The organism is Phycicoccus sp. HDW14, from assembly GCF_011383005.1.
Classification (GTDB): Bacteria; Actinomycetota; Actinomycetes; order Actinomycetales; family Dermatophilaceae; genus Phycicoccus.
The window spans coordinates 610,998-636,573 of the sequence record NZ_CP049935.1 but is presented as its reverse complement, the minus strand read 5'-3'; the positions used below and the strand labels follow the sequence as shown (position 1 = coordinate 636,573).

Annotated in this window: 24 protein-coding genes and 1 pseudogene; 7 read left to right on the top strand and 18 right to left on the bottom strand. The window is 73.3% G+C overall.

Annotated elements, in window-relative coordinates; genetic code table 11:
- Position 1 precedes the first annotated feature (1 nt).
- The 4 genes from G7075_RS03175 to G7075_RS03160 form a co-directional block, all read right to left on the bottom strand.
- Positions 2–1,669 (bottom strand): amino acid permease, encoded by a 1,668-nt coding sequence (locus tag G7075_RS03175; protein WP_166118786.1) that lies wholly within the window; start codon positions 1,667–1,669, stop codon positions 2–4.
- 178 nt (positions 1,670–1,847) lie between these two features.
- Complete coding sequence (locus G7075_RS03170; RefSeq protein ID WP_166118783.1) at positions 1,848–2,942, bottom strand: branched-chain amino acid aminotransferase; 1,095 nt, start codon at positions 2,940–2,942, stop codon at positions 1,848–1,850.
- Positions 2,943–3,015: 73 nt separating this feature from the next.
- Positions 3,016–4,089 carry a 3-isopropylmalate dehydrogenase gene (locus G7075_RS03165; RefSeq protein ID WP_166118781.1) on the bottom strand — a complete coding sequence of 358 codons (1,074 nt, stop codon included), beginning with the start codon at positions 4,087–4,089 and terminating at the stop codon, positions 3,016–3,018.
- A 121-nt stretch (positions 4,090–4,210) separates the two neighbouring features.
- Complete coding sequence (locus tag G7075_RS03160) at positions 4,211–4,306, bottom strand: 3-isopropylmalate dehydrogenase (RefSeq protein WP_166118778.1); 96 nt, start codon at positions 4,304–4,306, stop codon at positions 4,211–4,213.
- Positions 4,307–4,813: 507 nt separating this feature from the next.
- On the opposite strand from G7075_RS03160, the gene G7075_RS03155 reads away from it, so the two are divergent.
- Positions 4,814–5,326 carry a DUF3995 domain-containing protein gene (locus tag G7075_RS03155; RefSeq protein ID WP_166118775.1) on the top strand — a complete coding sequence of 171 codons (513 nt, stop codon included), beginning with the start codon at positions 4,814–4,816 and terminating at the stop codon, positions 5,324–5,326.
- On the opposite strand, the gene serA is transcribed toward G7075_RS03155, so the two are convergent.
- The 5 genes and pseudogenes from serA to G7075_RS03130 all read right to left on the bottom strand — a co-directional run bounded on the left by serA (position 5,313) and on the right by G7075_RS03130 (position 10,965).
- Positions 5,313–6,899 (bottom strand): phosphoglycerate dehydrogenase, encoded by a 1,587-nt coding sequence (serA, locus tag G7075_RS03150; RefSeq protein ID WP_166118773.1) that lies wholly within the window; start codon positions 6,897–6,899, stop codon positions 5,313–5,315. The two genes, G7075_RS03155 and serA, sit on opposite strands and share 14 nt — an antisense overlap.
- A gap of 146 nt (positions 6,900–7,045) precedes the next feature.
- Complete coding sequence (locus G7075_RS03145) at positions 7,046–7,510, bottom strand: DedA family protein (RefSeq protein WP_240917855.1); 465 nt, start codon at positions 7,508–7,510, stop codon at positions 7,046–7,048.
- A gap of 86 nt (positions 7,511–7,596) precedes the next feature.
- The gene (gene ilvC / locus G7075_RS03140) at positions 7,597–8,628 is read right to left on the bottom strand and encodes a ketol-acid reductoisomerase (RefSeq protein WP_166118770.1); all 1,032 of its coding nucleotides are present in this window, start codon (positions 8,626–8,628) and stop codon (positions 7,597–7,599) included.
- A 69-nt stretch (positions 8,629–8,697) separates the two neighbouring features.
- Positions 8,698–9,210, bottom strand: coding sequence for an acetolactate synthase small subunit (ilvN, locus tag G7075_RS03135; RefSeq protein WP_166118768.1), 513 nt, complete (start codon positions 9,208–9,210; stop codon positions 8,698–8,700).
- 10 nt (positions 9,211–9,220) lie between these two features.
- A pseudogene (locus G7075_RS03130) lies at positions 9,221–10,965 on the bottom strand (acetolactate synthase large subunit).
- A gap of 426 nt (positions 10,966–11,391) precedes the next feature.
- Here G7075_RS03130 and G7075_RS03125 point away from each other — a divergent pair.
- Positions 11,392–12,339, top strand: coding sequence for an FUSC family protein (locus G7075_RS03125; protein WP_166118765.1), 948 nt, complete (start codon positions 11,392–11,394; stop codon positions 12,337–12,339).
- Between the two features lie 6 nt (positions 12,340–12,345).
- On the opposite strand, the gene G7075_RS03120 is transcribed toward G7075_RS03125, so the two are convergent.
- From G7075_RS03120 to G7075_RS03095, 6 genes are all read right to left on the bottom strand, one after another.
- Positions 12,346–13,365 carry a hypothetical protein gene (locus tag G7075_RS03120; RefSeq protein WP_166118763.1) on the bottom strand — a complete coding sequence of 340 codons (1,020 nt, stop codon included), beginning with the start codon at positions 13,363–13,365 and terminating at the stop codon, positions 12,346–12,348.
- Positions 13,347–13,916: a hypothetical protein gene (locus G7075_RS03115; RefSeq protein ID WP_166118761.1), complete on the bottom strand. Its 570-nt coding sequence runs from the start codon at positions 13,914–13,916 to the stop codon at positions 13,347–13,349. Before G7075_RS03115 ends, G7075_RS03120 begins: the two co-directional genes overlap by 19 nt.
- 13 nt (positions 13,917–13,929) lie before the next feature.
- On the bottom strand, positions 13,930–14,631 hold the full coding sequence (locus G7075_RS03110; protein WP_371814164.1) for an ABC transporter ATP-binding protein: 702 nt from the start codon (positions 14,629–14,631) through the stop codon (positions 13,930–13,932).
- A gap of 63 nt (positions 14,632–14,694) precedes the next feature.
- Positions 14,695–16,395 (bottom strand): dihydroxy-acid dehydratase, encoded by a 1,701-nt coding sequence (ilvD, locus tag G7075_RS03105; RefSeq protein WP_240917854.1) that lies wholly within the window; start codon positions 16,393–16,395, stop codon positions 14,695–14,697.
- Between the two features lie 73 nt (positions 16,396–16,468).
- Positions 16,469–16,948 carry a TspO/MBR family protein gene (locus tag G7075_RS03100; RefSeq protein ID WP_166118756.1) on the bottom strand — a complete coding sequence of 160 codons (480 nt, stop codon included), beginning with the start codon at positions 16,946–16,948 and terminating at the stop codon, positions 16,469–16,471.
- Positions 16,945–18,987 carry an MMPL family transporter gene (locus G7075_RS03095; RefSeq protein ID WP_166118753.1) on the bottom strand — a complete coding sequence of 681 codons (2,043 nt, stop codon included), beginning with the start codon at positions 18,985–18,987 and terminating at the stop codon, positions 16,945–16,947. The genes G7075_RS03100 and G7075_RS03095 overlap by 4 nt, the downstream gene beginning before the upstream one ends.
- A gap of 59 nt (positions 18,988–19,046) precedes the next feature.
- Between G7075_RS03095 and G7075_RS03090 the strand changes: the two genes are divergently transcribed.
- The 3 genes from G7075_RS03090 (at position 19,047) to G7075_RS20660 (ending at position 20,564) form a co-directional block, all read left to right on the top strand.
- Positions 19,047–19,583: a MarR family winged helix-turn-helix transcriptional regulator gene (locus G7075_RS03090; RefSeq protein WP_240917853.1), complete on the top strand. Its 537-nt coding sequence runs from the start codon at positions 19,047–19,049 to the stop codon at positions 19,581–19,583.
- Between the two features lie 11 nt (positions 19,584–19,594).
- On the top strand, positions 19,595–20,044 hold the full coding sequence (locus G7075_RS20665) for an SDR family NAD(P)-dependent oxidoreductase (RefSeq protein WP_240917852.1): 450 nt from the start codon (positions 19,595–19,597) through the stop codon (positions 20,042–20,044).
- 100 nt (positions 20,045–20,144) lie between these two features.
- Positions 20,145–20,564, top strand: coding sequence for a hypothetical protein (locus G7075_RS20660; protein ID WP_240917851.1), 420 nt, complete (start codon positions 20,145–20,147; stop codon positions 20,562–20,564).
- A gap of 29 nt (positions 20,565–20,593) precedes the next feature.
- Here the strand turns inward: G7075_RS20660 and G7075_RS03080 are convergent, their stop codons facing one another.
- Positions 20,594–21,121: a histidine phosphatase family protein gene (locus G7075_RS03080; protein WP_166118752.1), complete on the bottom strand. Its 528-nt coding sequence runs from the start codon at positions 21,119–21,121 to the stop codon at positions 20,594–20,596.
- A 135-nt stretch (positions 21,122–21,256) separates the two neighbouring features.
- Here G7075_RS03080 and G7075_RS03075 point away from each other — a divergent pair, with 135 nt between their 5' ends.
- Positions 21,257–21,931, top strand: coding sequence for a DUF937 domain-containing protein (locus tag G7075_RS03075; RefSeq protein ID WP_240917850.1), 675 nt, complete (start codon positions 21,257–21,259; stop codon positions 21,929–21,931).
- Positions 21,918–22,532, top strand: coding sequence for a histidine phosphatase family protein (locus tag G7075_RS03070; RefSeq protein WP_166118749.1), 615 nt, complete (start codon positions 21,918–21,920; stop codon positions 22,530–22,532). Before G7075_RS03075 ends, G7075_RS03070 begins: the two co-directional genes overlap by 14 nt.
- Here G7075_RS03070 and gatB read toward each other — a convergent pair.
- Positions 22,523–24,052, bottom strand: a complete 1,530-nt coding sequence (gene gatB / locus G7075_RS03065; RefSeq protein WP_166118747.1) for an Asp-tRNA(Asn)/Glu-tRNA(Gln) amidotransferase subunit GatB — start codon at positions 24,050–24,052, stop codon at positions 22,523–22,525. The genes G7075_RS03070 and gatB overlap by 10 nt on opposite strands.
- The gene (gene gatA, locus G7075_RS03060; protein ID WP_166118745.1) at positions 24,049–25,560 is read right to left on the bottom strand and encodes an Asp-tRNA(Asn)/Glu-tRNA(Gln) amidotransferase subunit GatA; all 1,512 of its coding nucleotides are present in this window, start codon (positions 25,558–25,560) and stop codon (positions 24,049–24,051) included. Before gatA ends, gatB begins: the two co-directional genes overlap by 4 nt.
- Positions 25,561–25,576: the final 16 nt, after the last annotated feature.

Genomic DNA, 25,576 nt, shown 5'->3' with positions numbered 1-25,576 from the left:
GTCAGGCGAGCGGGTCGCCGGGCTTCCAGTCGTGCTCCGTGCCGCCGTGGGCGGTCTTGCCGTGGTGCTCCAGGCGGATCTCGTCGGCGCTCGTCATGCCCGCGGGCAGGTCGACCGTCGTCTTGGGCCCGGTGAACCACTTCTTCGCCGACAGGTGCCAGCCGATCCACAGCAGGATCAGCGTGCCGCCCATGAGGATCGGGGCGTAGTTGACGAACTTCCACTCGAAGGTCTCGTGGAACGGGTTGGCCGCGGGAGTGAACGGGAGGATGAAGTAGATCGAGATGAGGACGATCTCCAGGACCGCGACCGGCGCCATCCACTTCCACTTCGTCCCGAGGTTCCACTTCCCCTGGGGGAAGGCGTCACCCATCCGCCAGCGCAGGAAGATCGGGATGGCGAAGGCCGTGTAGAGCCCGATGACGCCGACCGAGACCACGGCGTAAAAGGCCACGGGGACGATGAGCGGGGCCTCCTCGGTGCCGAGGTTGACCTCGACGAGGGCCGGGAGCGTGATGATCGCGGCGATGACCGAGGACACGATGACGGCGTTGGCCGGCACCTTGCGGGCGTTGAGCCGCGCCCAGTTCGCCGACCCGGGGACCGCACCGTCGCGGCTGAACGCGAAGAGCATCCGGCTCGTGGACGTCATGCAGGCCGCGGTGCAGAACACCTGGGCGATGCTCGCGATGAGCAGGACCGTGCCGGCCCAGCCGGACGAGAGCGCCTGGTTGAAGATGACGGCGACTCCGCCACCACCGGCCGTCACGGCCTCGGGGTCCTGCACGGCGAAGAGGAAGGCCAGCAGGAGGAACCAGCCGCCGATCGCCGAGTAGAAGATCGAGCGCCAGATGCCCTTGGCCGCACCGTCGGCCGCGCCCTGGGTCTCCTCGGAGAGGTGGGCCGACGCGTCGAACCCGGTGATCGTGTACTGCGTCAGGAGGAAGCCGAGGGGCAGGACGTAGAACCAGAAGCCGATGCCGCTGTCCTCACCGCCGGCCAGGCCACCGCTGTTGTTGACGCGCATGGTGAAGACGTCGCTGATGCTCATGTGCTTGTCCGGCAGGAACACGAGGATCGCGATGACGACCGCCGCCCCGATGACGTGCCACCACACCGAGATGTTGTTGAGCAGTGCGAGCAGGTGGCCGCCGAAGATGTTGATGCAGGCGGTGATGACGAGGACGACGAGGAACATGATGAAGACGCGGGTCAGCGAGTACCCCGCCGCCCACGACTCGCTCATCGTGCTGAACGAGAGGTCGAAGAACGTCGCGGCGCCGTAGGCCACCGAGGCGTCGATGGCCAGCAGCCCGACGAGGTTGAGCCAGCCGGTGTAGTAGCCGGCCTTGGCGCCGCCGAGCTTGGCGGCCCACCAGTAGATGCCGCCCGACGTCGGGTAGGCCGAGACCAGCTCGGACATGCAGAAGCCGATGATGAGGATGAAGATCGAGATCAGCGGCCAGCCGATCGAGATGGCGATCGGGCCGCCGTTGTTCCAGGCCTGCCCGAAGGTCGTGAAGCACCCGGCGAGGATGGAGATGATCGAGAAGGAGATCGCGAAGTTGGAGAAGCTCGACCAGGTGCGGTTCAGCTCCTGCTTGTAGCCCAGTGAGGCGAGGAGGTCCTCGTCGCTGCTGCTGTTGTCGGTCGTCCGGGACGTGCTCACGTGCACCTCTTGGTGTCCAGAAGCGGACCATTGGTCCGGGGCGGATCGAGTGCTGCACAGACAACACCCGCCGCAACCCGGCTGTCAATGGTTCCCGGGAGGACCATTTCCATGGTGGACACCGGGACCCGACCACGGAAACCGCAGCGGCAGTTCCGGGTCGGCGCGACGCCGCAGGTCAGGCGAGGCGGGTCAGCCAGCCGTGGGTGTCCTCGGCGCGGCCGTACTGCACGTCGAGCAGCGCCGCGCGGATCGAGCGCGTCACCTCGCCGCCCTCCTCGCCCGCGGTGGACGGGGCCGACCCGCCCTCCCAGCGCAGCTCGCCGACCGGCGTGACGACGGCAGCCGTACCGCAGGCGAACACCTCGGTGATGCTGCCGTCGCGCACGCCGTCCTTCCACTCCTCGATCTCGATGCGCCGCTCCTCGGGCTCCAGGCCCAGGCCCTTGGCGAGCTCGAGGATGGAGCTGCGGGTGACGCCCTCGAGGATGGTGCCCGTGAGCTCGGGGGTCAGCAGGCGTCCGTCGTCGGTGACGAGGAACAGGTTCATCCCGCCGAGCTCCTCGATGTACGTGTGCGTCGCGGAGTCGAGGAACACGGCCTGGTCGCACCCGTTCTCGATGCCCTCCAGCTGGCCGGCGAGCGACGAGGCGTAGTTGCCACCGGTCTTCGCGGCGCCGGTGCCCCCGGCGCCGGCCCGGGCGTAGTGCTCGGAGATCCAGAGGGTGACCGGCTTCAGGCCGCGCGGGAAGTAGGCACCGGCGGGCGAGGCGATGACCGAGTAGGTGACCTCGTTGGCCGGGCGCACCCCGAGGAAGGCCTCGGACGCGTAGAGGAACGGACGGAGGTAGAGGCTCGTCTCGCCCGTGCCGGCGGCCGGCACCCACGGCTCGTCGACCTCGACGAGGGCCTTGAGCGAGGCGAGGAAGTCGTCGGTCGGCAGCTCGGGCAGGGCCAGGCGGCGCGCGCTGCGCTGCATCCGCTCGGCGTTGGCCTCGGGGCGGAAGGACCAGACCGAGCCGTCCGCGTGCCGGTAGGCCTTGAGGCCCTCGAAGACCTCCTGCGCGTAGTGCAGCACCGCGGCGCTCGGCATGATCGTGATGGGGCCGTACGGGTGGATGCGACCGTCGTGCCAGCCCTCGCCCTTGGTCCACGTGGCGCTGGCCATGTGGTCGGTGAAGTACACCCCGAAGCCGGGGTTGGCGAGGATCTCGGCGCGGCGCTCGTCGCTCGCGGGGTCGGTCCGGCGCTCGACGTCGAAGGTCAGGCTCATGGGACGGGTCGGTCCTTTCCTCGGGGCGCGACGGTGCATGCTTCCCCGGCAGGTTACCCGCCGCCGGGGTGGGTCAGAGGCGGGCGGCGATGGCCTCACCGACGGCGGTGGTCGAGCGCGGCGCGCTCCCCCGCTCGGCGAGGTCGGCCGCGACCGCCTGCTCGACCCGCGCGGCAGCGTCGGGCAGCCCGACGTGGGCCAGGAGCATCGCGACCGACAGCACGGTGGCCGTGGGGTCGGCCTTCCCCTGCCCGGCGATGTCCGGGGCCGAGCCGTGCACCGGCTCGAACATGCTCGGGTAGCGGCCCTCGGGGTTGATGTTGCCGCTCGCGGCCAGCCCGATGCCGCCCGCGATCGCCGCGGCGATGTCGGTGATGATGTCGCCGAAGAGGTTGTCGGTGACGACGACGTCGAAGCGTCCGGGGTCGGTGGCCAGGAAGATCGTCGCGGCGTCGACGTGCTGGTAGGCGGTCTCGACGTCGGGGAACTCGGCGCCGACCTCCTCGACCGTGCGCCGCCACAGGTGGCCGGCGTGGGTCAGCACGTTGTGCTTGTGGACGAGCGTCAGGTGCCGGCGCGGGCGGGCCTGGGCGCGGGCGAAGGCGTCGCGGACGACGCGCTCGACACCGAAGCGGGTGTTGACGCTCACCTCGGTGGCGATCTCGTGGGGCGTGCCGACGCGCAGGGCGCCGCCGTTGCCGGTGTACGGACCCTCGGTGCCCTCGCGGACGACGACGAAGTCGATGCCGTCGGGTGCGACCCGCTCGACGGCGAGCGGGCTCTCGACGCCCGGGTACAGCCTGGCCGGACGGAGGTTGACGTAGTGCTCGAGGGCGAAGCGCAGCGGCAGCAGGACCCCGCGCTCGAGGACCCCGCTCGGCACGGTGGGGTCGCCGATGGCGCCGAGGACGATGGCGTCGTGCGCCTTGACCTCCTCGAGCACCGACTCGGGCAGCGTCTCGCCGGTCGCGTGCCAGCGACGGGCGCCGAGGTCGTACTCGGTCGTCGTGACCTTCGGGCCGTCCGCGCCGAGCACCGCCTCGAGGACCTTGAGCCCCTCGGCGACGACCTCCGGGCCGATGCCGTCGCCGCCGATGACGGCGAGGTCGAGGGAGGTCGGCACCGGGGCGTCCGTGGCGGCGGTCATGGGCTCCACTGTAGGAACATCGGTCCGGGATGCGGACGGCCGTCCCAGCCCGCGGAACGGGTGGGACGGCCGTCGGCCGGTCCTCGGTCGGGCCCACGCCGAGCGTGGGCCCCGGCGGGAGTCAGTCGTCCGAGTGACCCTGGTCGCGCAGGTCCATCGACTCCTGCAGCGCCTGGCGGGCCAGCTCGGCCTCGGTGGTCGTGGTCGTCTCGTTCATCGTCGTCTCTCGATCCGCGGCGCGGTGCCGCACGGGGTGGGGATGGTCCGGAGCTCGAGCCGGCGTTCAGCCGGCGAGCGGTCAGCGACGTCGCGGGGTCTCCGCGGCGAGGGTGCTGACTACCGGGCCTCGCCGCGGCCGGGAATGAGGAGTACCACGAGCCGCGTCATGCCTCGACGGTACGTGGACGTCCTAGTACCGGTCATCCGGCTTTCACCATGTGGACGCCTGCACCGCTGAGATGCGCGTCACACGGGGCCGTGACCACCGGATCCGGCACCGACGACCACTCCGGACGCCGGGATCCGCAGACGCGGCGGCAGCAGGACGACCGCGTGGTCGGCCCCGACACGGAGGTGCGCGCGGCCTGGCCCGACCGGCGCCTCGAGACCACGGCAGCGGCGAGCTCGAGGAGAGGTTGCACCGGTGCACGACCCGGCGCCACTCCGGGGTCGCTCCGGGTCGACCCCCATGTCCTCCACCGTGGGGCCGACCGACGATGGAGGCATGACCCGCCGCCCTCCCCTGTCCTGGTTCACCCTCGCGGCCGTGCTCGGCACGGTGCACGCCGTGGCCAGCATCTCCTGGGCCCTCGGTGGGGACCTGCTCGTCGAGACCGTCGGCGAGTGGGCGCGCTCGTGGCGCGAGGCCTCACCCCTGTCCGCCGGGCTGGCCCTCGGCACGATCGGGGTCGGCAAGCTCGCCGCGGCCTGGGTGCCCTGGGTGGCCGCCCGGCGCGGCGGACCGCGCCACGGCCTGCGTCTCGCGGCCTGGCTCGGTGCCGCCGGGCTCGGGCTCTACGGGCTGGCGAACACCGTGGCCGGCGCCGTGGCGCTCACCGGCGTCCTCGGCCCCCTCGACGACCCGGTGGCCACCCGCGGCCACGTCCTGCTCTGGGACCCGCTCTTCCTGCTGTGGGCCCTGGCCCTGGCCGCCGGGCTCTGGGCCACACGCGAACGGCGGCCCACCCCCGAGGGGGCCGGCCGCCGTCCGGACGCGGTGGGGCTCAGACGAGGTTGACGACCCGGACGGTGTCCGCGCCGATCTCGCGGCCGATCGCGGCGACCACCTCGTCCGGGATCTCCCGGTCGACGGTCAGCGCGACCATGGCGGTGCCGTCGGCATCGTGCGGCGAGACCTGCATCGCGGCGATGTTGACGTCGGAGTCGCCGAGCAGGCGACCGATCGAGCCGATGACGCCGGGACGGTCGACGTAGGAGAAGAACGCGAGGTGCCGGCTCAGCGGGACCTCGAGGTCGTAGCCGTGGACGCCGGTGACCTTCTGGACGAGCTTCGGCCCGGTGAGGGTGCCGGCGACCGAGACGACCGTGCCGTCGGCGAGCGTGCCGCGCAGCGTCGTGACGTTGCGGTAGTCCTCGCTGCTGCCGTCGGTGACCAGCCGGGACTCCAGCCCGCGCTCCTTGGCCAGGAGCGGGGCGTTGACGTACGTGACCGGGTCCTCGGTGATGTCGGTGAACAGGCCCTTGAGCGCCGAGAGCTCCCAGACCGAGACGTCGTGCGCGGTGATCTCGCCCCGGACCTCGACGTCGAGCTGCACCGGCACCGAGCCGGCGATGGCGGTGAACACGCGGCCGAGCTTCTCGACGAGGTCGATGCCCGGGCGGACCTCCTCGTCGACGGCGCCGCCGGAGACGTTGACCGCGTCGGGGACGAGGTCGCCACCGAGCGCGAGGCGCACCGACTTCGCGACCGCGACGCCGGCCTTCTCCTGGGCCTCCTCCGTGGAGGCGCCGAGGTGCGGCGTGACGACGACCGACTCGAAGGCGAAGAGCGGGCTGTCGGTGCAGGGCTCGGTGGCGAAGACGTCGAGCCCGGCACCGGCGACCCGGCCCTCGGAGATGGCGGCCGCGAGGGCCTCCTCGTCGAGGACCCCACCGCGGGCGGCGTTGATGATGCGCACGCTCGGCTTGACCTTCTCGAGCGCCTCCTTGCCGATGAGGCCGATCGTCTCGGCGGTCTTCGGCAGGTGGATGGTGATGAAGTCGGACTCGGCGAGCAGCTCGTCGAGGGTGACGAGGCGGGCGCCGAGCTGGCCGGCGCGCTGGACCGAGACGTAGGGGTCGTAGGCGAGGATCTCGACGCCGAAGCCCTTGAGCCGCTCGGCGACGAGCTGGCCGATGCGCCCGAAGCCGACGATGCCGACCTTCTTCTCGAGCAGCTCGACGCCCCCGTACCTGCTCCGGGCCCACTTGCCGCCCTTGAGGACCTCGTTGGCCGGCGCGATGTTGCGCGCGCAGGCCAGCAGCAGGCCGACCGCGAGCTCGGCGGCGGAGGTGATGTTCGAGGTGGGCGCGTTGACGACCATGACGCCGGCCTTCGTGGCGGCGTCGACGTCGACGTTGTCGAGGCCGACACCGGCGCGGGCGACGACCTTGAGGTTCTTCGCGGCGGCGATCGCCTCCGCGTCGACCTTCGTGGCCGAGCGGATGAGGATCGCGTCGACGTCGGCGATGGCCGGGAGCAGCTGGGAGCGGTCGGCGCCATCGGTGTGGCGCACCTCGAAATCGGGTCCGAGGGCGTCGATGGTCGCGGGCGAGAGCTCCTCGGCGATGAGGACGACGGGCTTGGTCACGTGTCTGATCCCTTGCTTCGGTGTGGTCTGTGGGGTCCGCCGATGCGGGTGACTGCCGTCCGGCACGCCGCTGTGCCGGGGTGCTCCATCGTAGGTCGCTGCCAGCATGTGGACACCAGTGACCACGATGTGATCGTGGTCGCCTCTCAGGAACGGTCGGCCGCGCGGCGCACGCCCCGGGCCACGAGCACGACCCCGACGACGAGCGCCGCGACGACGAGCAGCCACCACCAGGGCACGCGGCCGAGGGCTGCGTCGACGACGGCCATCCCGGCGGTCGCGTAGAGCAGCGCCCAGAGGAGGGCCCCGAGGACGACGGCGGGAAGGAAGCGGCGCAGCGGCATCCGGAGCATCCCCGACGAGGCGTTGATGGCCGTCTGCAGACCGATGGTCAGGAAGCCGAGGGTGACCGCCGGCGGCCCGACGCGGCGGACGAACCGCTCGGCGCGGGCGATGGCGGGCCGATCGAGGTGGTGCGCCCAGCGGGTGCGCGCTCCCCCGGCGCGCACGCCGCGCCCCACCCAGTAGGTGGCCGTGCCACGGGCCGTCGCACCCAGCCAGAAGACGACGACGACCACCCAGAAGGGCCAGCCGTCGACGAGGTCACGCACGGCGCCAGACTAGGTGGAGGTCGAGGGACGAGAACATGCCGTGCACCTCGGGGGTGGCACGGCATGTTCTCGTCGGTCGTCGGGGTTCAGCGGGCGGCGGAACCCTCGACGTAGTCGCTGTCGCGGTCGGTGTCGACCCAGGCCATCAGCTGGCGCAGCTCGCGACCGGTGCCCTCGATGGGGTGCGCGGCGCCCTTGGCCCGCAGCTCCGTGAACTCCGGTGCGCCGGCGTCCTGGTCGTCGATGAAGCGCTTGGCGAAGGCACCGTTCTTGATGTCCTCGAGGACGGCCCTCATGTTGTCCTTGACGTGGGGGTCGATGACCCGCGGCCCGGACACGTAGTCGCCGTACTCGGCGGTGTCGGACACCGACCAGCGCTGCTTGGCGATGCCGCCCTCGATCATCAGGTCGACGATGAGCTTGAGCTCGTGGAGGCACTCGAAGTACGCGACCTCGGGCTGGTAGCCGGCCTCGACGAGGGTCTCGAAGCCGTACATGACCAGCTGCGAGGCGCCACCGCAGAGGACGGCCTGCTCACCGAAGAGGTCGGTCTCGGTCTCCTCCGTGAAGGTCGTGCGGATGCCGCCGGCGCGCAGGCCGCCGATCGCCTTCGCGTAGCTCTTCGCGAGGTCCCAGGCGCTGCCCGAGGCGTCCTGCTCGACCGCGAGGAGCACGGGGACACCACGGCCGTCGACGAACTCGCGGCGCACGATGTGACCGGGCCCCTTGGGGGCGACCATGAGCACGTCGGAGCCGGCCGGCGGCTGGATGTAGCCGAAGCGGATGTTGAAGCCGTGGCCGAAGAGCAGGGCCGCACCCTCGCGCAGGTTCGGCTCGATCTCGGCGGCGTAGAGGCCGCGCTGCACCTGGTCCGGCGTGAGGATGACGACGAGGTCGGCCTCGCGGACGGCGTCGGCCACCGAGGAGACGGTCAGGCCCTCGGCCTCGGCCTTGGCGCGGGACTTGCTGCCCTCGGCGAGCCCGACGCGCACGTCGACGCCCGAGTCGCGCAGGTTGAGGGCGTGCGCGTGGCCCTGGCTGCCGTAGCCGATGACCGCGACCTTGCGGCCTTGGATCACCGACAGGTCGGCGTCGTCGTCGTAGTACATCTCGGCCATCGGAAAGGCCTCTCCTTCGTGCTCGGGTGGGGTGCTGGGGTCTGGTGGTGGACTCTAGGCGCTGCGCGCTCAGGCGGTCCGGAGCGCCCGGTCCGTGATCGAGCGCGGCCCGCGGCCGACGGCGACCATGCCGGACTGCACGAGCTCGCGGACGCCGAACGGCTCGAGGACCTCGAGCAGCGCGGTGAGCTTCTCGGAGGTGCCGGTCGCCTCGATGGTCAGCGACTCGGTGGCGACGTCGACGACCTTGGCGCGGAACATCTGCACCATCTCGAGGACCTGGCTGCGGGTCGCGGCGTCGGCCCTGACCTTGATGAGCATGACCTGGCGCTGGACGGCCGAGCCCGGCTCGAGCTCGACGACCTTGAGCACCTCGACGAGCTTGTTGAGCTGCTTGGTCACCTGCTCGAGCGGCAGGTCCTCGACGTCGACGACGACGGTCATCCGGGAGACCTCGGCGTGCTCGGTCTCACCGACCGCGAGGCTGTCGATGTTGAAGCCGCGCCGGGAGAACAGCGCCGCGATGCGCGCGAGGACGCCGGGCTTGTTCTCGACGAGGACGGACAGGGTGTGCTTGCTCATGGGTGCTTCCTCACTGGCCGTCGTGGTCGGCGTCGGTGTCCTGCTCGATGGCCTCGGACTCCTCGCGGTCCCACTGGGGCGCGGTGTCGCGGGCGACCTGGATCGCGTCGTTGCTCACGCCGGCGGGGACCATCGGCCACACCATCGCGTCGCGGTGCACGACGAAGTCGACGACGACCGGGCGGTCGGTGACGGCCATCGCCTGGCGGATCGTCTCGTCGACGTCCTCCGGTGTCTCGCACCGCAGCCCGACGCACCCGTAGGCGTCGGCGAGCTTGACGAAGTCGGGCACGCGCGAGCCGACCGAGGTGTGCAGGTCGGTGTTGGAGTACCGCTCGTTGTAGAAGAGGGTCTGCCACTGCCGCACCATGCCGAGCGAGCTGTTGTTGATGATCGCGACCTTGATCGGGATGTTGTTGATGACGCAGGTCGCGAGCTCCTGGTTGGTCATCTGGAAGCAGCCGTCGCCGTCGACGGCCCACACGACCCGGTCGGGCTCGCCGACCTGGGCCCCCATGGCCGCCGGGACCGAGTAGCCCATCGTGCCGAGGCCCCGGAGTTCAGCCAGGAGTTGGGGCGCTCGTACTGGACGAACTGGGCGGCCCACATCTGGTGCTGCCCGACGCCGGCGACGTAGACCGCCTCCGGTCCGGCGATGGCCCCGAGCCGCTCGATGACCAGCTGCGGCGAGAGGGTGCCGTCCTCGGGCGCGGTGTAACCGACCGGGAAGGTCTCCTTCCAGCCCGCGACGCGCTCGCGCCACCCGGCGTAGTCGCCGCCCCGACCGGCCTCCAGGTCGGCGTCGACGGCCTCGGCGAGGTCGGTGATGACCGCGAGGCAGTCGCCGACGATCGGGACGTCGGCCTTGCGGTTCTTGCTGATCTCGGCGGGGTCGATGTCGGCGTGGATGACCTTGGCCTCGGGCGCGAAGGTCGAGAGCTGGCCCGTGACGCGGTCGTCGAAGCGGGCGCCGAGGGCGATGATGAGGTCGGACTTCTGCAGCCCGGTGACGGCCGCGACCGAGCCGTGCATCCCCGGCATGCCGAGGTGCAGCGGGTGGCTGTCGGGCAGGGCGCCGCGGGCCATGAGGGTCGTGACGACCGGGATCTGGGTCAGCTCGACGAAGCGTCGCAGCTCCTCGCTCGCCCGGGCCCGGATGACCCCGCCGCCGACGTAGAGGATCGGGCGCTCGGCGGCGGCGATGAGCCGGGCCGCCTCGCGGATCTGCTTGCCGTGCGGGCGGGTGACCGGGTGGTACCCCGGCAGGGCGATCTTCGGCGGCCACGAGAACGTCGTGCGCGCCTGGAGGATGTCCTTGGGGATGTCGACGAGCACCGGCCCGGGGCGCCCGGTGGAGGCGATGTGGAACGCCTCGGCGATGACGCGCGGGATGTCGGCGCCGTCGGTGACGAGGTAGCTGTGCTTGGTGATCGGCATCGTGATGCCGCGGATGTCGGCCTCCTGGAAGGCATCCGTGCCGATGGCCGACGAGACGACCTGCCCGGTGATGGCGACGATCGGCACCGAGTCCATGTACGCGTCGGCGAGCGGCGTCACGAGGTTGGTCGCGCCCGGGCCGGAGGTGGCCATGCACACGCCGACCTTGCCGGTCGCGGCGGCGTAGCCCTCGGCCGCGTGGCCGGCGCCCTGCTCGTGGCGGACGAGGATGTGACGCACCTTGGCCGAGTCGAGCAGCGGGTCGTAGGCGGGCAGGATCGTGCCGCCCGGGATGCCGAAGACGGTGTCGACCTCCATCGCCTCGAGCGAGAGCACGAGGCTCTGGGCCCCGGTGACCTCGACGGGGGTCCGCGCCCGGGCCTGCTGCGCGACCTGCGCAGGGCTCGGTGCGGGGTGCAGGGCTGCCGGGGTCGCCGGTCGGGTGTCGCTCACGTCGGGGTCACCGCTCTCTGGTCGCCGTGGGGGCTGGGGTCCGTGGTCCACGCACAAAAAAACCCTCCTGTCCCGTGGCGGGACGACGGAGGGAGCGCGCCTGGTGCGTGGGCGTCAGGCGCGCTGCGGAAGTACGAGGACTCGGGCCACGTGGACACTGTCGTCCCGCGCCGGTGAAGGTGTCAACCTGCGAGACGGCCGGTCCCACCATCCGGGACCGTGGCGCTGCTCACGTCGGCCGCGGGCGCCGCGCTAGCCTCGCCACCGGCTCCCCGTCCCACCGGAGGTCCCGTGCACGTCCCCTGGCCGCCTCGACGCGTCCTCGCGCTCGCCGTCGCGCTGGTCGCGGGCGTCGGGGTGCTCGCCGCGGCCGTCGGCTGGGGCGTCGGGAGGGCGGCCGCCGTCGGGGTGCTGCTCGGCGCCCTCGGGGTCTCGACGGCCGCGGTCGCCGCCGTGCCGGTGCGTGTCCGGGGCCTCGTCGCCGCTCTCGGGGCCGCGTCCTTCGGCCTCGGCTGGCTCGCCCACGGGCACGCGCTGGCCGCCGGTGCCGCCGTCGCCGTCGCCGCCCTGGCGCAGGTGCCGCCGACGCGTCACGGGGCGCGCACCGCCACCTTCCTGCCGGTGCTCGCGGCCCTGGGCGCCGCCCTGCCGCTGGGGTCCGCCGGGCCGGCCGTCACCGGCTGGGTGGCCGTGGGCGGCCTCGTCGTCGTGGCGCTGACGACCCTGGCCCGCGTGGCCGTCCCCGCCCAGCCGGTGCCCGCCGCCGAGGCCGGCCGGCACGCCGTGGCCACCGCGCTCGTCGCCGGGGCCGGCACGGTGGTCACGACGGCGCTGGGGCTGGGTCACGGCTACTGGCTGGTCGTCGCGGTCGCCATGGTGCTCGCGGTCTCGCGCGAGGAGACCTCCGCGCAGGCAACGGCCCGGGTCGTCGGCACGGTGACGGGCGTGCTCGCCGCGGTCCTCGCGGTCGCGGTGCTGCCCACCGTCGTCGCCCTCACCGCCTCGGCCCTGCTCGGCGTGCTCGCCCTGGCCTGGACCGCGGTCCGCGAGACCCGGTGGATGTCGGCCGCGAGCAGCGCGGCCGTCGTGCTCGTCGGCTCGGGCGGGCTGTTCGGGTCCGGGGCCGGGCTGGCCCTCGAGCGGCTGCTGCTCACCGGTGCGGGGGCCGCGCTCGCGGCGCTGGTCGCCGCCGGCCTCTGGCGCGTCGAGCGCTCGAGCCGGGCTGATGCCCCCGCCTGACCGGGCTCAGATCTGGGCGTGCGCCAGCTGGCCGAGCATCTCGGGGGCCCGCTCGTCGAGCCGTCGCCCGCCGAGGACCACTCCGGCGAGCAGCAGCGCGCCGCCGTAGGCCACGGCGAGGACGAGGACGACCCAGCGTCCGACTGGGCTGCCGGCCGTCAGGGCCGCGGCGACGCCGACCGGGAGGACGAGCACGAGCGGCCCGACGAACGAGATGAGCGCCGTGAGGCAGCCCTGTGCGGCACCGCCGGACGAGGCGGCGAACGGGTTGCCTCCGGTGCGCGGCGCCGTACCGGGGAGCACGGCCCCGACACCGACGGCCAGCCCGAGGCTCGCGAGGAACGCGGCGATGGAGACACCGGCCCACGGGACGACGGGTGCGAGCAACCCGAGCGAGGCCGCGACGACGAAGGTGACGACGAGCACCGGTCCGAAGACGATGGTCGAGGCCAGGGCCCGCCCGAGCCGGTCCTCCCACCCGCGCACGCCCGTGCTGACGTGCACCCACCAGGCCGGGCCGTCGAAGGCGAGGTCGTTCATCAGGGTCAGCCCGGCGAACACCGCGAGCGTGACGACCCCGACGCCGGCGAAGGCCCCGGAGCCGGTGAGCGCCGACTGCACGACGAAGAAGACCGGCAGGACGGCGGTGCGCAGCGCGATGCTGACCAGCCGGCTGTCGCGGTACCAGGCCCGGATGCGTCGGGCCGCGATCGTCGCGGTCGGGCTGTGCCCCAACGCTGCCGGCAGTAGCCGGGCCCGGCCGATGCGCTGCCCGCCGCCCGCCGTCATCGGTGAGGTGAGGGTGCGGGCGAGCTGGCGGACCCACACCTCCCAGAGCAGCACGACGAGCGCCACGGCGAGGACGAGCTGGACCCCGGCCTGCCACCAGCGGCCGGTCGCCACGTCGTACGGCAGGCCCCACGACCACCCGAGCGGGGTCCAGGAGGCGATCCGCGCCGAGGCGCCGGCGTCGAAGGCGCGCACGTCGGGACCCACCGTGCCGGTGCTCAGCACGAGGTTGAGCACGAGCGGCAGGAGGGTGACGAGCGAGACGACGACGGCCCCACGAGCCGACCGCCCCGGCTGCCCATGACCCGCGCGAGGGCGCTGGTCACCGCCCGGGACCCGAGGATCGCCGTCAGCGTGCCGAGGGCCGCGGCGAGCAGCGCGGCCGGCAGGGCGGCGGGGTGGCCCGCCCAGGCCACCACCTGGGCCAGGGCCAGCAGGACGAACATCATCGCCGGGATGCCCGTGTAGGCCGCGGCGAGCAGCCCACGGGCCAGCTCGCGCGGGCGCAGCGGCAGCACCGTGAAGCGGGCGGGGTCGAGGACGTTGTCGACGCCCGTGGCGACGAGGCTGAGCACCACCCACATGAGGGTGAAGGTCGCGAACAGCGGCACGGTGAGGGCCGTGAGGCGCACCGGCCGGGCCGCGAGCAGTGCGAGCGCCGGCCCGAGGACCCCGACGACCCCGAGGGCGACGAGCCCGCCGACGACCGACGACGTGAGGTGCAGCGAGCTGCGGCTCATCGCGGTGCGCCACATCGTGAACCGGAGCCGGACGACGAGGAGGGTCACGGTCGGGCGCCGCTCATCCGCCGAGCCAGGTGAGCCCGTCGCCGGACACCTCACCGGCGCCGACGAGCTCGAGGAAGCGCTGGTGCAGCGAACCGCCCGCCGTCAGCGCGCCGACCGTGTCGTCGGCCAGCACCCGGCCGCCGGCGACGACGGCGACCCGGTCGCACAGTCCCTCGACGAGCTCCATGACGTGGCTCGACATGACGACCGTGCCGCCCGTGCCGACGTAGCGCCGGAGGATGGTGCGGATGGCCTGCCCGGAGACGGGGTCGACGGCCTCGAACGGCTCGTCGAGCACGAGCAGGCGCGGGGCGTGGATGAGGGCCGCGGCGAGGCTGATCTTCTTGACCATGCCGGCGCTGTAGTCGGCGACGACGACGTTCGCGTCGTCAGCGAGGTCGAGGACCGCGAGCAGCTCCTCGGTGCGGGCACGGCTCTCCCCCACCGGCATCCGGCGCAGGTCGGCGACGTAGTGCAGCAGCTCGCGACCGGACAGCTGCTCGAAGAGGCGCAGCCCGTCGGGCGAGACGCCCATGACCGCCTTGGCGGCGGCGGGGTCGGCCCAGACGTCGAGCCCGAGGACGCGGGCCGTGCCGCCGTCGGGGCGCAGCAGGCCGGTGGCCATCGACAGGGTCGTCGTCTTGCCGGCGCCGTTGGGTCCGACGAGGCCGAACAGCGAGCCCCGGGGGACGCTGAGCGACAGCCCGTGGACCACGCGCCGCCCCCGGAACTCCTTGACGAGGCCGACCAGCTCGAGGGCCGGCCCCTCCCCCGTGCGTCAGTCACACACGGCGCCCGTGCTCGCGCTGCGGACCAGCTTGCGGTACTTCGCGAGGACGCCGCGGGTGTACTTGGGCTCGGGGTGCGTGACGCCGTCGGCGCGGCGGCGCTCGAGCTCCGCGTCGTCGACGAGCAGGTCGAGGGTGCCGGCGGCGACGTCGAGGCGGATCCGGTCGCCGTCACGGACGAACGCGATGGGGCCCTCGTCGACGGCCTCGGGCGCGACGTGGCCGACGCACAGCCCGGTGGTGCCGCCGGAGAACCGGCCGTCGGTGAGGAGCAGGACGTCCTTGCCGAGGCCGGCGCCCTTGATCGCCCCGGTGACGGCGAGCATCTCGCGCATCCCCGGGCCGCCCTTGGGGCCCTCGTAGCGGATGACGACGACGTCGCCGGCGGCCAGCGTGCCGTCCTCGACGGAGTCCATCGCGGCCCGCTCGCCGTCGAAGACGCGGGCGGTGCCCTCGAAGACGTCGGAGTCGAAGCCGGCCGACTTCACGACGGCTCCCTCGGGCGCCAGCGAGCCGGTGAGGATGGTGATGCCGCCGGTGCGGTGGATCGGCTCGGACATCGCCCGGACGACCTTGCCGTCGACGTCCGGCGGCGCGATGTCGGCGAGGTTCTCGGCCATCGTGCGACCGGTGACGGTGAGGCAGTCGCCGTGCAGCAGACCGGCATCGAGCAGGGCGCGCATGACCACGGGCACGCCGCCGACACGGTCGACGTCGGTCATGACGTAGGAGCCGAAGGGCTTGACGTCGGCGAGGTGCGGCACGCGGGCCCCGACCCGGCGGAAGTCCTCGAGGGTGAGGTCGACCTCGGCCTCGTGGGCGATGGCCAGGAGGTGCAGCACCGCGTTGGTCGAGCCGCCGAAGGCCATGACGACCGCGATGGCGTTCTCGAACGCCTCCTTGGTCATGATGTCGCGCGCGGTGATGCCGCGGCGCAGCAGCTCGACGACGGCCTCACCGCTCTTGCGGGCGAACCCGTCCCGGCGGCGGTCGGTGGCGGGCGGGGCGGCGGACCCCGGCAGCGACATCCCGATCGCCTCGGCCACGGAGGCCATCGTGTTGGCGGTGTACATGCCGCCGCAGGCGCCCTCGCCCGGGCAGATGGCGCGCTCGATGGCGTCGACGTCCTCGCGGCTCATCAGCCCACGGGCACAGGCTCCGACGGCCTCGAAGGCGTCGATGATCGTCACCGTCTTCTCGCTGCCGTCGGACAGCTTGGCGATGCCGGGCAGGATCGAGCCGGCGTAGAGGAAGACCGACGAGAGGTCGAGGCGCGCGGCGGCCATGAGCATCCCGGGCAGGGACTTGTCGCAGCCGGCGAGCAGCACCGAGCCGTCGAGCCGCTCGGCGTTCATCACCGTCTCGACCGAGTCGGCGATGATCTCGCGGCTGACGAGCGAGAAGTGCATCCCCTCGTGACCCATCGAGATGCCGTCGCTCACCGAGATGGTGCCGAACTCGAGCGGGTAGCCACCCGCCGCGTGGACGCCGTCCTTGACGGCCTTGGCGAGCCGGTCGAGGGAGAGGTTGCACGGGGTGATCTCGTTCCAGGAGCTGGCCACCCCGACCTGCGGCTTGACCCAGTCGTCGTCGCCCATCCCGACGGCGCGCAGCATCCCCCGCGCGGCGGCCTTCTCGAGGCCGTCGGTGACGTCGCGGCTGCGGGGCTTGATGTCGGGGGTGCTCGTCATGCCGGTCATCCTAGGTTCGCGGCACCGCGGCCGCTGGGCCATCCCGCCACTCGACCCGGTGCCGGCGCCGGGCTCACCGCGTCCCCGGCACCAGCCGCCAGTAGCCCACGGACAGGCTCGTCGCGACGGTCATCCACACCGCGTACGGCACGAGGATCCAGCCGGCCCACGCGAGCGAGCCGCCGGCCACGAGGACCAGGGCCCAGGTGAGCACGGCGGCCACCGCGAGCGCCACCGCGGACCGCCCCAGCTCGTGCGGCACGTAGAACTCGTGGGCCCACGCCAGCGCGGCCACCACCGAGACGGCCAGGACGACGAGGAAGCGCACCGCGTCGCCGGTGGGCCGGGTGGTCGCGAGGGCCACGCCGCTCACGGTGAGGGCGAGGAAGTTCAGCGGCCACATCACCCCGAACACCCAGGGCGGCGGCTGCCACGCCGGCTTGGGCAGCGCGTCGTACCAGCCGGAGTCGGTCGAGACCCACCGCCCGGAGAGGACGGCGTAGACCGCGACGAGGGCCAGCACACCGACGACGAGCAGGACCCGGACGCTCACGCGTCCGCCTCGGCCGGGGTACCGACGCGGCGCGGCCACCAGAACCGGTCGCCGAGGAGCACACCGATGGCCGGCACGAGGAGCGTGCGCACGACGAGGGTGTCGAGCAGGACGCCGACGCAGATGATGACGCCGAGCTGGGCGAGCACGACCAGCGGCAGGACGCCGAGCACCGCGAAGACGGCGGCCAGCAGGATGCCGGCGCTCGTGATGACTCCACCGGTCGCAGCCAGGGCGCGGAGCATCCCCTCGCGGGGTCCGTGGCCGCGGGACTCCTCGGCGGCCCGGGTCACGAGGAAGATGTTGTAGTCGACGCCGAGCGCGACGAGGAAGACGAAGGCCAGCAACGGGACTCCCTCGTCGAGCCGCTCGAACCCGAGCACCTGGGTGAAGAGGACCCAGCTGGCGCCGAGGCTCGCGAGGTAGGTACCGACGACGGTGGCGACCAGCACGACCGGGGCGACGACGCTGCGCAGGAGGGCACCGAGGGCGAGCACGACGAGGCCGAGGATGAGCGGCAGGATCAGCGCGCGGTCGCGGTTCGAGGCGTCGGCGGTGTCGACCGCCTCGGCCTCGGTGCCGCCGACGTGCGTGTCCCGGCTGCCGGCGAGGGCGTCGCGCAGGGCGACGACGTTGTCGCGCACCTCGTCCGAGCCCGGTGTGCCGGTGAGGACGGCGTCGACCTCGACCACTCCCCCACCACTGGCCACGACCCGGGCGGACTCGACACCGTCCACTGCGGTGACCTTCTCCACCAACGACTTCCCGGCGGCCTCGTCGCCGGCCGCCATGACGACGACGGGGTCGACCGAGCCCGCGGAGAAGGACTCGCCGTAGCGCTGCGAGGCCGTGATCGACTCCGGGGTGTCGAGGAACTGGTCGGCCGTCGAGAGCCCGGCCCGGACCTGCGTGATGCCGCCGGCGGCCGCGCCGAGGGCGAGGAGGACGACCGTGACGACGACGACGGGACGGCGGGCGACGGCGTCCCCGACCCGGCGCCACGGCGAGCGGGCGTCGGCCAGGCCCGCCTCGCCGACGTGCGGCACCCTCGGCCAGAACACCCAGCGGCCGAAGACGACGAGCGCGGCGGGGAGCACGACGAGCGCGAAGGCCGCGGCGACGACCACGCCCACGGCACAGGCCAGCCCGAGGCCGCGGGTCGCGGGGAAGGCCGAGAGCAGGAGGGTCAGGAGGCCGAGGACGACCGTGGAGGCGCTCGACAGCACGGCCTCGGTGGTGCGGCGCAGGGCGTGCGCCATCGCCGCCCGTCGGTCCTCGGTCGTGCGCAGCTCGTCGCGGTAGCGGGAGATGAGGAGCAGCGCGTAGTCGGTACCGGCACCGAAGACGAGCACGGAGAGGATGCCGACGGTGGACTCGTCCCAGGCGACCCCGAAGACGTCGAGGGTCCGGGTCGCGAGCACGGCGGCGAGCTGGTCGGCGACGCCGACGACGGTCAGGGGCACGAGCCACAGCACCGGGCTGCGGTAGGTGATGACGAGCAGCAGCGCCACGACGCTCGCGGTCGCGAGGAGCAACCGGGTGTTCGCCCCGTCGAAGACCCCCGCGAGGTCGGCCTGGATGGCGGCGGGCCCGGTGACCTGCGCGGTCAAGCCGTCGGGCAGGTCGGCCTTCGCGGCCGCGCGGATGTCGGCGACGGTGTCGGCGGTGCGGGTGGCGTCGCCGGAGGCCACGGGGACCACGACGACCGCGGCCGTGCCGTCCTCGCTCTTCTGGGCGGGCATGCCGGTGGCGCCCGGGAGCGCGGCGGCGTTGCGCTGGATGGCGGCGTCGTCGGCAGCGGTCAGCGACCCGTCACGCGCGAAGAGGACGACCGCCGCCGACCCCTCGTCCTCGGGCAGCCGCTGGCGCAGCTCGGCGGCGGCCCGGCTGTCGGAGTCGAGCGGCAGGGCGGTGAGGGTGCCGTCGGGTTTCTCGGCCTGTCCGACGACGCCGATGAGGGCGCCGGCGCCGAGGAGGGCGGCCAGGGCCAGCAGTCCGGCGACCCAGCGGCGCGTGACGAGGTCGGCGATCCGGCCCATCGGAGATCTCCCTTGGTAGAGTGGTCGTTCATCTGGTGATTCACCAAGTTACTAAGTAGGTGAGCGATATTACGCAGCCCCGGGACCGGGACGCAAACCGGGCCACCCCCGTCGACGGCCCACCGGTCGACGTCGACCCGGGCACGGCGGGCGTGCAGGCCGTCGTGCCCTCCTACCGGCCGTCGGGCTCCCTCGACGCCCTCCAGGAGCTCGTCGACGTCGCCGGTCAGGTGCCGCACGAGGTCGCCCGCCAGGCCGGCCTCTCGGTCTCCGAGCTGCACTCGCTGCGTCACCTCATGTCCGCACCGATGGGTCCCGTCGAGCTGGCCCGCGAGCTCGGTGTCACCTCGGCCGCCTCGTCCGGTGTCGTCGACCGGCTGGTCGCGCGCGGGCACGCCGAGCGCCGCCCCCACCCCGACGACCGGCGCCGCACCGTCGTCGTCATCACCGAGTCCGGACGTCTCGAGATCTTCAGCCGGCTCGCCCCGATGTTCGCCGGCCTCGCCGACATCGACGCGGCCCTCACCGACGACGAGCGGGCGCTCGTCGAGCGGTACCTCCGCGGTGCGACGGCGGCCATGCGGGCGCTGATGTGATGGGCGCGCCTGTGGCCGAAGTCTTCTCGCGACTGGTCGACTCCGCCCTCGACCGCGCGGTCGTCCCGGGGTTCACCGCGGTCGGCCTCGGGGTGCGGCGCCGCCTGCCCGGCTGGCCGGCCGACCCGCAGCCCAGCGTGCTCGCGGGGCGGCACGTCGCCGTCACCGGTGCGACGTCCGGGCTCGGTCGACGCACCGCGCTCGACCTCGCCGTCCTCGGGGCCACCGTCCACCTCGTCGTGCGCGACACCGCCAGGGGCGAGCGGGTCGCGGCCGAGGTCGACGCGTCGGTCGGTCGCGACGGCGCGGCCCGCGTCTGGTGGTGCGACACGGCCGACCTCGACTCGGTGCGCACGTTCGCCGGTCGCTTCCTCGCCGCCGACCTCCCCTGCGCGGCCTCGTGCACAACGCCGGCGCGCTGCCCGCCGCGCGCACCGAGTCGCCGCAGGGCCACGAGCTGACCCAGGCCCTCCACGTGCTCGGCCCCGTGCTCATGACCGAGCTGCTCCTCCCGGCCCTCGAGGCCGACGAGGGACGCGTCGTGCTCGTCACGTCCGGGGGATGTACACCCAGGCCCTGCCCGCCGACGACCCCGAGTACCGGCACGGCGCGTACAGCGGGTCGGTCGCCTACGCCCGCAGCAAGCGCGGGCAGGTCGAGCTCCTCCCCCTGCTCACCGAGCGCTGGGGCCGGCGGGGGGTCACGGTGCACGCGACGCATCCCGGCTGGGCCCGCACCCCCGGCCTCGACGCCTCGCTCCCCGGCTTCTCCCGTGCGCTGAGGCCGGTGCTGCGCACGGACGCCGACGGCGCCGACACCACGGTGTGGGTGCTCGCGTCGGAGCCGGCGCCCGAGGGTGGACGGCTCTGGCACGACCGGCGCCCCCGGCCCACCAGCGTCCTGCCGGGGACGTCCGCGCCGCTCGCCGACCGGGTCCGCTACTGGGTGTGGGTGGCCGCGGCCACCGGCCTCACGCCCTGAGCGGACCGGGGGTGGGGCCCGGGCGGGGCTCAGTCGGCCCGGGCCACGTGGAAGCGCTCGAGGCTGGCGTCGCCGAGGTCGAGGTCGGCCCAGCGGCCCGCGTAGTGCAGCACCGCGAGGCCGCAGGTGGGGAAGCCCTCGGCGAGCCTGCGGTGCCCGTCGGTGCTGCCCTCGCCGTCGGCCAGCTGCTCGGTGAGGGCGGGGATGCCGGGAGCGTGCCCGACGACCATGACGACGTCGGCGTCGTCGTCGGCCTCGCGCACGACGGCGAGCAGGGCCTCCGCGGAGGCGTTGTAGATCCGCCGGTCGTGGTGGACGTCGGCCTCGGGACAGCCTGCGGCCCAGACCTCCTCGCAGGTCTGCCGGGTGCGGTCGGCGGTGCTGCAGAGCACCTCGTCGACACCGATGCCGTGCTCGTGCAACCAGCGCCCGGCCGCGGCGGCGTCCTGGCGCCCGCGCCGGGTCAGCTCGCGGTCGTGGTCGGGCACCCCGAGGGTCTGCTCGGCCTTCGCGTGCCGCAGGAGGATCAGGGTCCGGTCTCGGGCTGCGCGGGTCATGCTCCGATCATGCACCCGGGCGCTCGCGCGGTCACCCCGGCGGTGACCCACCCGACCCTCGCCACGAGCGCCCCCGACGTGGTTGGCTGGCCCCGCGGCGGCGGTCGGTCGCCCACGACGGGAGGACACCCATGAGTGCGTACGACGACATCCTCGGAGCCCTGCCGGTCGACGACATCGCCGGTCGCGTGGGGCCTCCCCGGACGACGTGCGGCAGGCGGCCGCGGCGGTCGTGCCGGCCCTGCTCGGGGCCTCGACGCCAACGCGCAGGGTGGTGGGGCGGGCTCGCTCCTCGACGCCCTCGGCCAGCACGACCCCCGGCTGCTCTCCGGCGGTGCCGACCTCGGGCAGCTGGACCAGCTCGACGGCACGGCCATCGCGGGGCACATCTTCGGCGACCGGCAGGACGACGTCGCCGCCCGGCTCGGCGAGTCCCCGCTGAGCGGCCAGGGGGTCGGCGGCGCCCTGGTCAAGAAGCTCATCCCGATCATCGCGCCGATGGTGCTGTCCTGGCTCGCGGGGCGGGTCCTCGGCGGGGCTCGCGGCGGGTCGACCGGTTCGTCCGGGTCGTCCGGTTCGTCGTCGGGCGCCGCGACCGGAGGCGCGGCCCCGGCGCCCTCGCTCCCCGGCGGGAGCTCGTCCGGCGGGCCGGGGTCGCTCGAGGACATGCTGAAGGACGTCCTGGGCTCGGCGACCGGCGGTGCGGCACAGGGTGGTTCGTCGGGCAAGGCACCGTCGTCGGGCGGCATCGATGCCGGGAGCATCATCGGCGACGTGCTCGGGGGCATCCTCGGCGGTGGCCGTCGCTGACGTGTCCGACCTGCACTGCCCCGCACGTGTCGTCCTCGCCCGCCACGGTGAGGCCGAGTACGAGAGCGGCCTGACCACCGACGACGGAGGGTCCCTGACGGCCGCCGGGAGGCAGCAGGCCCGCGACCTCGGCACCGCACTGCGCGACGAGCACGTCGCCCGGGTCTGGTGCAGCCCGCTCTCGCGCGCCGTGCAGACCGCCGAGATCGCCGCGTCGGTGCTCGGTGTCGACGTCGTCGTCCGGGAAGGGTTGCGCGAGTACGGCGTCGGGTCTCTCGCGGGCACGGCGACGGACGAGGCGAGCGTCATCGGCCCGGTGTTCGGCGCCTGGCTGGCCGGCGACGACGAGGCCCGCATCCCCGGTGGGGAGCGCGTCACCGACGTCGTCGCCCGGGTGCGTCGGGTGCTCGAGGAGGTCGCCGACACCCACCGGGGCGAGACGGTGCTCGTCGTCAGCCACGGAGGGGCGGTGATGGCGACCGTCCCCGAGCTCGTCGGGGCGCCGCGGTCCCTCGCCCACGACCTCGTCCTACCGGGCGGCGGCCACCTGCTGCTCGAGGCCGACGAGGACGGCTGGCGCCGCCTCCCGGCTCAGGCCTGACCGAGCTTCTCGAGGATGATCTGCCGGGCGGCGGCCGCGTCGGCATGACCCTTCATCTCCCGCATGACCTGGCCGATGAGCGCGCCGACGGCCTGGACCTTGCCGTCGCGGATCTTGTCGGCGACATCGGGGTTGGCCGCGATGACGGTGTCGACCGCCGCCTCGAGGGCACCGGTGTCCTGCACCAGCTCCAGGCCGCGCGCGTCGGCGACAGCGGTCGGTGTGCCCTCGCCGTCGAGGACGCCCTCCCAGGCCTGACGGGCCATCGAGTCGTTGAGCCGGCCCGAGGTGACGAGCGACTCGAGCTCGACGACGTGCGCCGGCGTCACCCCGATGCGCGCCGCGTACGACGGCACGTCGACGCCCTCGCCGTTGGCCCGCCGGGCGACCTCGCCGGACCACCACTTGCGGGCGGCGGCGGGTGAGGCACCGGCGGCGACCGTCTCCTCGACGAGCTCGACGAGCCCGGCGTTGACGACGTCGCGCATCTCGAGGTCGGCGAACCCCCAGGCGGCCTGGAGCCGCTTGCGCCGCTCGGCGGGCGGCTCGGGGAGCGTGCCACGCAGCGCCTCGACGCTCTCGCGCGACGGCGCCACCGGCACCAGGTCGGGCTCGGGGAAGTACCGGTAGTCCTCGGCGTCGGACTTCACGCGGCCCGACGTCGTGATGCCGGTGTCCTCGTGCCAGTGCCGCGTCTCCTGCGTGATGGAGCCGCCGCTGCTGAGAACGGCTGCGTGGCGCCCGATCTCGTAGCGCACGGCCCGCTCGACCGAGCGCAGGGAGTTGACGTTCTTGGTCTCGGTGCGGGTGCCGAACACGTCGGCGTCCTTGCGCATCAGCGAGAGGTTGACGTCGCAGCGCATCGAGCCCTGCTCCATCTTCACGTCCGAGACGTCCATCGCCTTGAGCAGGTCGCGCAAGGTCGCCACGTAGGCCTTGGCGACCTCCGGGGCCCGCTCCCCCGCACCGGTCATCGGCTTCGTGACGATCTCGATGAGCGGGATGCCGGCGCGGTTGTAGTCGACGAGCGAGTGCGTGGCGCCGTGGATGCGGCCGGTCGAGCCGCCGACGTGCAGCGACTTCCCGGTGTCCTCCTCCATGTGGGCGCGCTCGATCTGGACGCGGTACGTGGAGCCGTCCTCGAGCTCGACGTCGAGGTACCCGTCGAAGGCGATCGGCTCGTCGTACTGGGAGGTCTGGAAGTTCTTCGGCATGTCCGGGTAGAAGTAGTTCTTCCGCGCGAAGCGGCACCACTCGGCGATGGAACAGTTGAGCGCCAACCCGATCCGGATGGCCGACTCGACGGCCACGGCGTTGACGACCGGCAGCGCGCCGGGCAGGCCGAGGCACACCGGGCAGGTCTGGGTGTTCGGCTCGGCGCCGAACGCGGTCGGGCAGCCGCAGAACATCTTCGTGTTCGTGCCCAGCTCGACGTGCACCTCGAGGCCCATGACGGGGTCGAAGGACGCGAGCGCCTCGTCGAACGAGAGCGTCGGTTCGGGACCGGTCGTCGTGGTCATCGGGCCACCTCCAGCTCGGGCGCACGGTCGAGGATGGGGCCGCCCCAGGCGGCGGTGAGCCGGGCCTCGAGCGCGGCGCCGACGGAGTAGAGCCGGTCGTCGGCCATCGCCGGGGCGAGCACCTGGAAGCCGGCGGGCAGGCCGTCCTCGTCGGCGAGGCCGCTCGGCAGCGACAGGCCGGGGATACCGGCGAGGTTGGCCGGAATGGTGGCGATGTCGTTGAGGTACATGGCCATCGGGTCGTCGAGCTTGTCACCGAGCCGGAACGCCGTGGTCGGCGCGGTGGGGCTGACGAGGACGTCGGCGGTCTCGAACGCGGCGGCGAAGTCGTTCGCGATGAGCCGGCGGACCTTCTGCGCCGACCCGTAGTAGGCGTCGTAGTAGCCGCTGGAGAGCGCGTACGTGCCGAGGATGATGCGCCGCTTGACCTCGTCGCCGAAGCCGGCGTCGCGGGTGGCGGCCATCACCTGCTCGGCGCTCGGGGCGTCGACACCGTCGGGCTGCACCCGCAGCCCGTAGCGCATCGCGTCGAACTTGGCGAGATTGCTCGACGCCTCGCTCGGGAGGATGAGGTAGTAGGCGGCGAGCGCGTACGTGAAGCTCGGGCACGACACCTCGACGACCTCGGCCCCGGCGTCGACGAGGTGCTGCACGGCCTCGTCGAAGCGCGCCTGCACCCCGGCCTGGAACCCCTCGCCGGTCAGCTCGCGGACGATGCCGATGCGCATCCCGGAGACGTCGGCCCGGCGCGCGGCCTCGACGACCGGAGGCACCGGTGCGTCGACGGACGTCGAGTCGAGCGGGTCGTGGCCGGCGATGACCTCGTGGAGCAGCGCGGAGTCGAGGACGGTGCGCGAGCACGGGCCGGCCTGGTCGAGCGAGGAGGCCAGCGCCACGAGCCCGTAGCGCGACACCCCGCCGTAGGTGGGCTTGGTGCCGACCGTGCCGGTGACGGCGGCCGGCTGGCGGATCGAGCCGCCGGTGTCGGTGCCGATGGCCAGGGGCGCCTGGAACGAGGCGACCACCGAGGACGACCCGCCACCGGAGCCGCCGGGGATGCGCTCGAGGTCCCAGGGGTTGTGACTCGGCCCGTAGGCGCTGTGCTCCGTGGAGGAGCCCATCGCGAACTCGTCCATGTTCGTCTTGCCGAGGATGGGCATGCCCGCCGCACGCAGCCGGGTCACGAGGGTGGCGTCGTAGGGCGGCACCCAGCCCTCGAGGATCTTCGAGCCGCACGTGGTGGGAAGGCCGCGGGTGGCCATGACGTCCTTGACGGCGATCGGCACGCCGGCGAGGGCGTGCAGGGACTCCCCCGCAGTACGGCGGCGGTCGACGTCGTCGGCGGCCGCGAGCGCGCCGTCCTCGTCGACGTGCAGGTAGGAGTGGACGGCACCGTCGACCGCGGCGGTGCGGTCGAGGAGGGCGCGGGTCACCTCGCGGGAGGAGACGGAGCCGGCACCGAGCAGGTCGGCGAGCTCGGCGGCGGTGGCGCGGGTCAGGTCGGTCACGGCGGGGTCCTTCAGG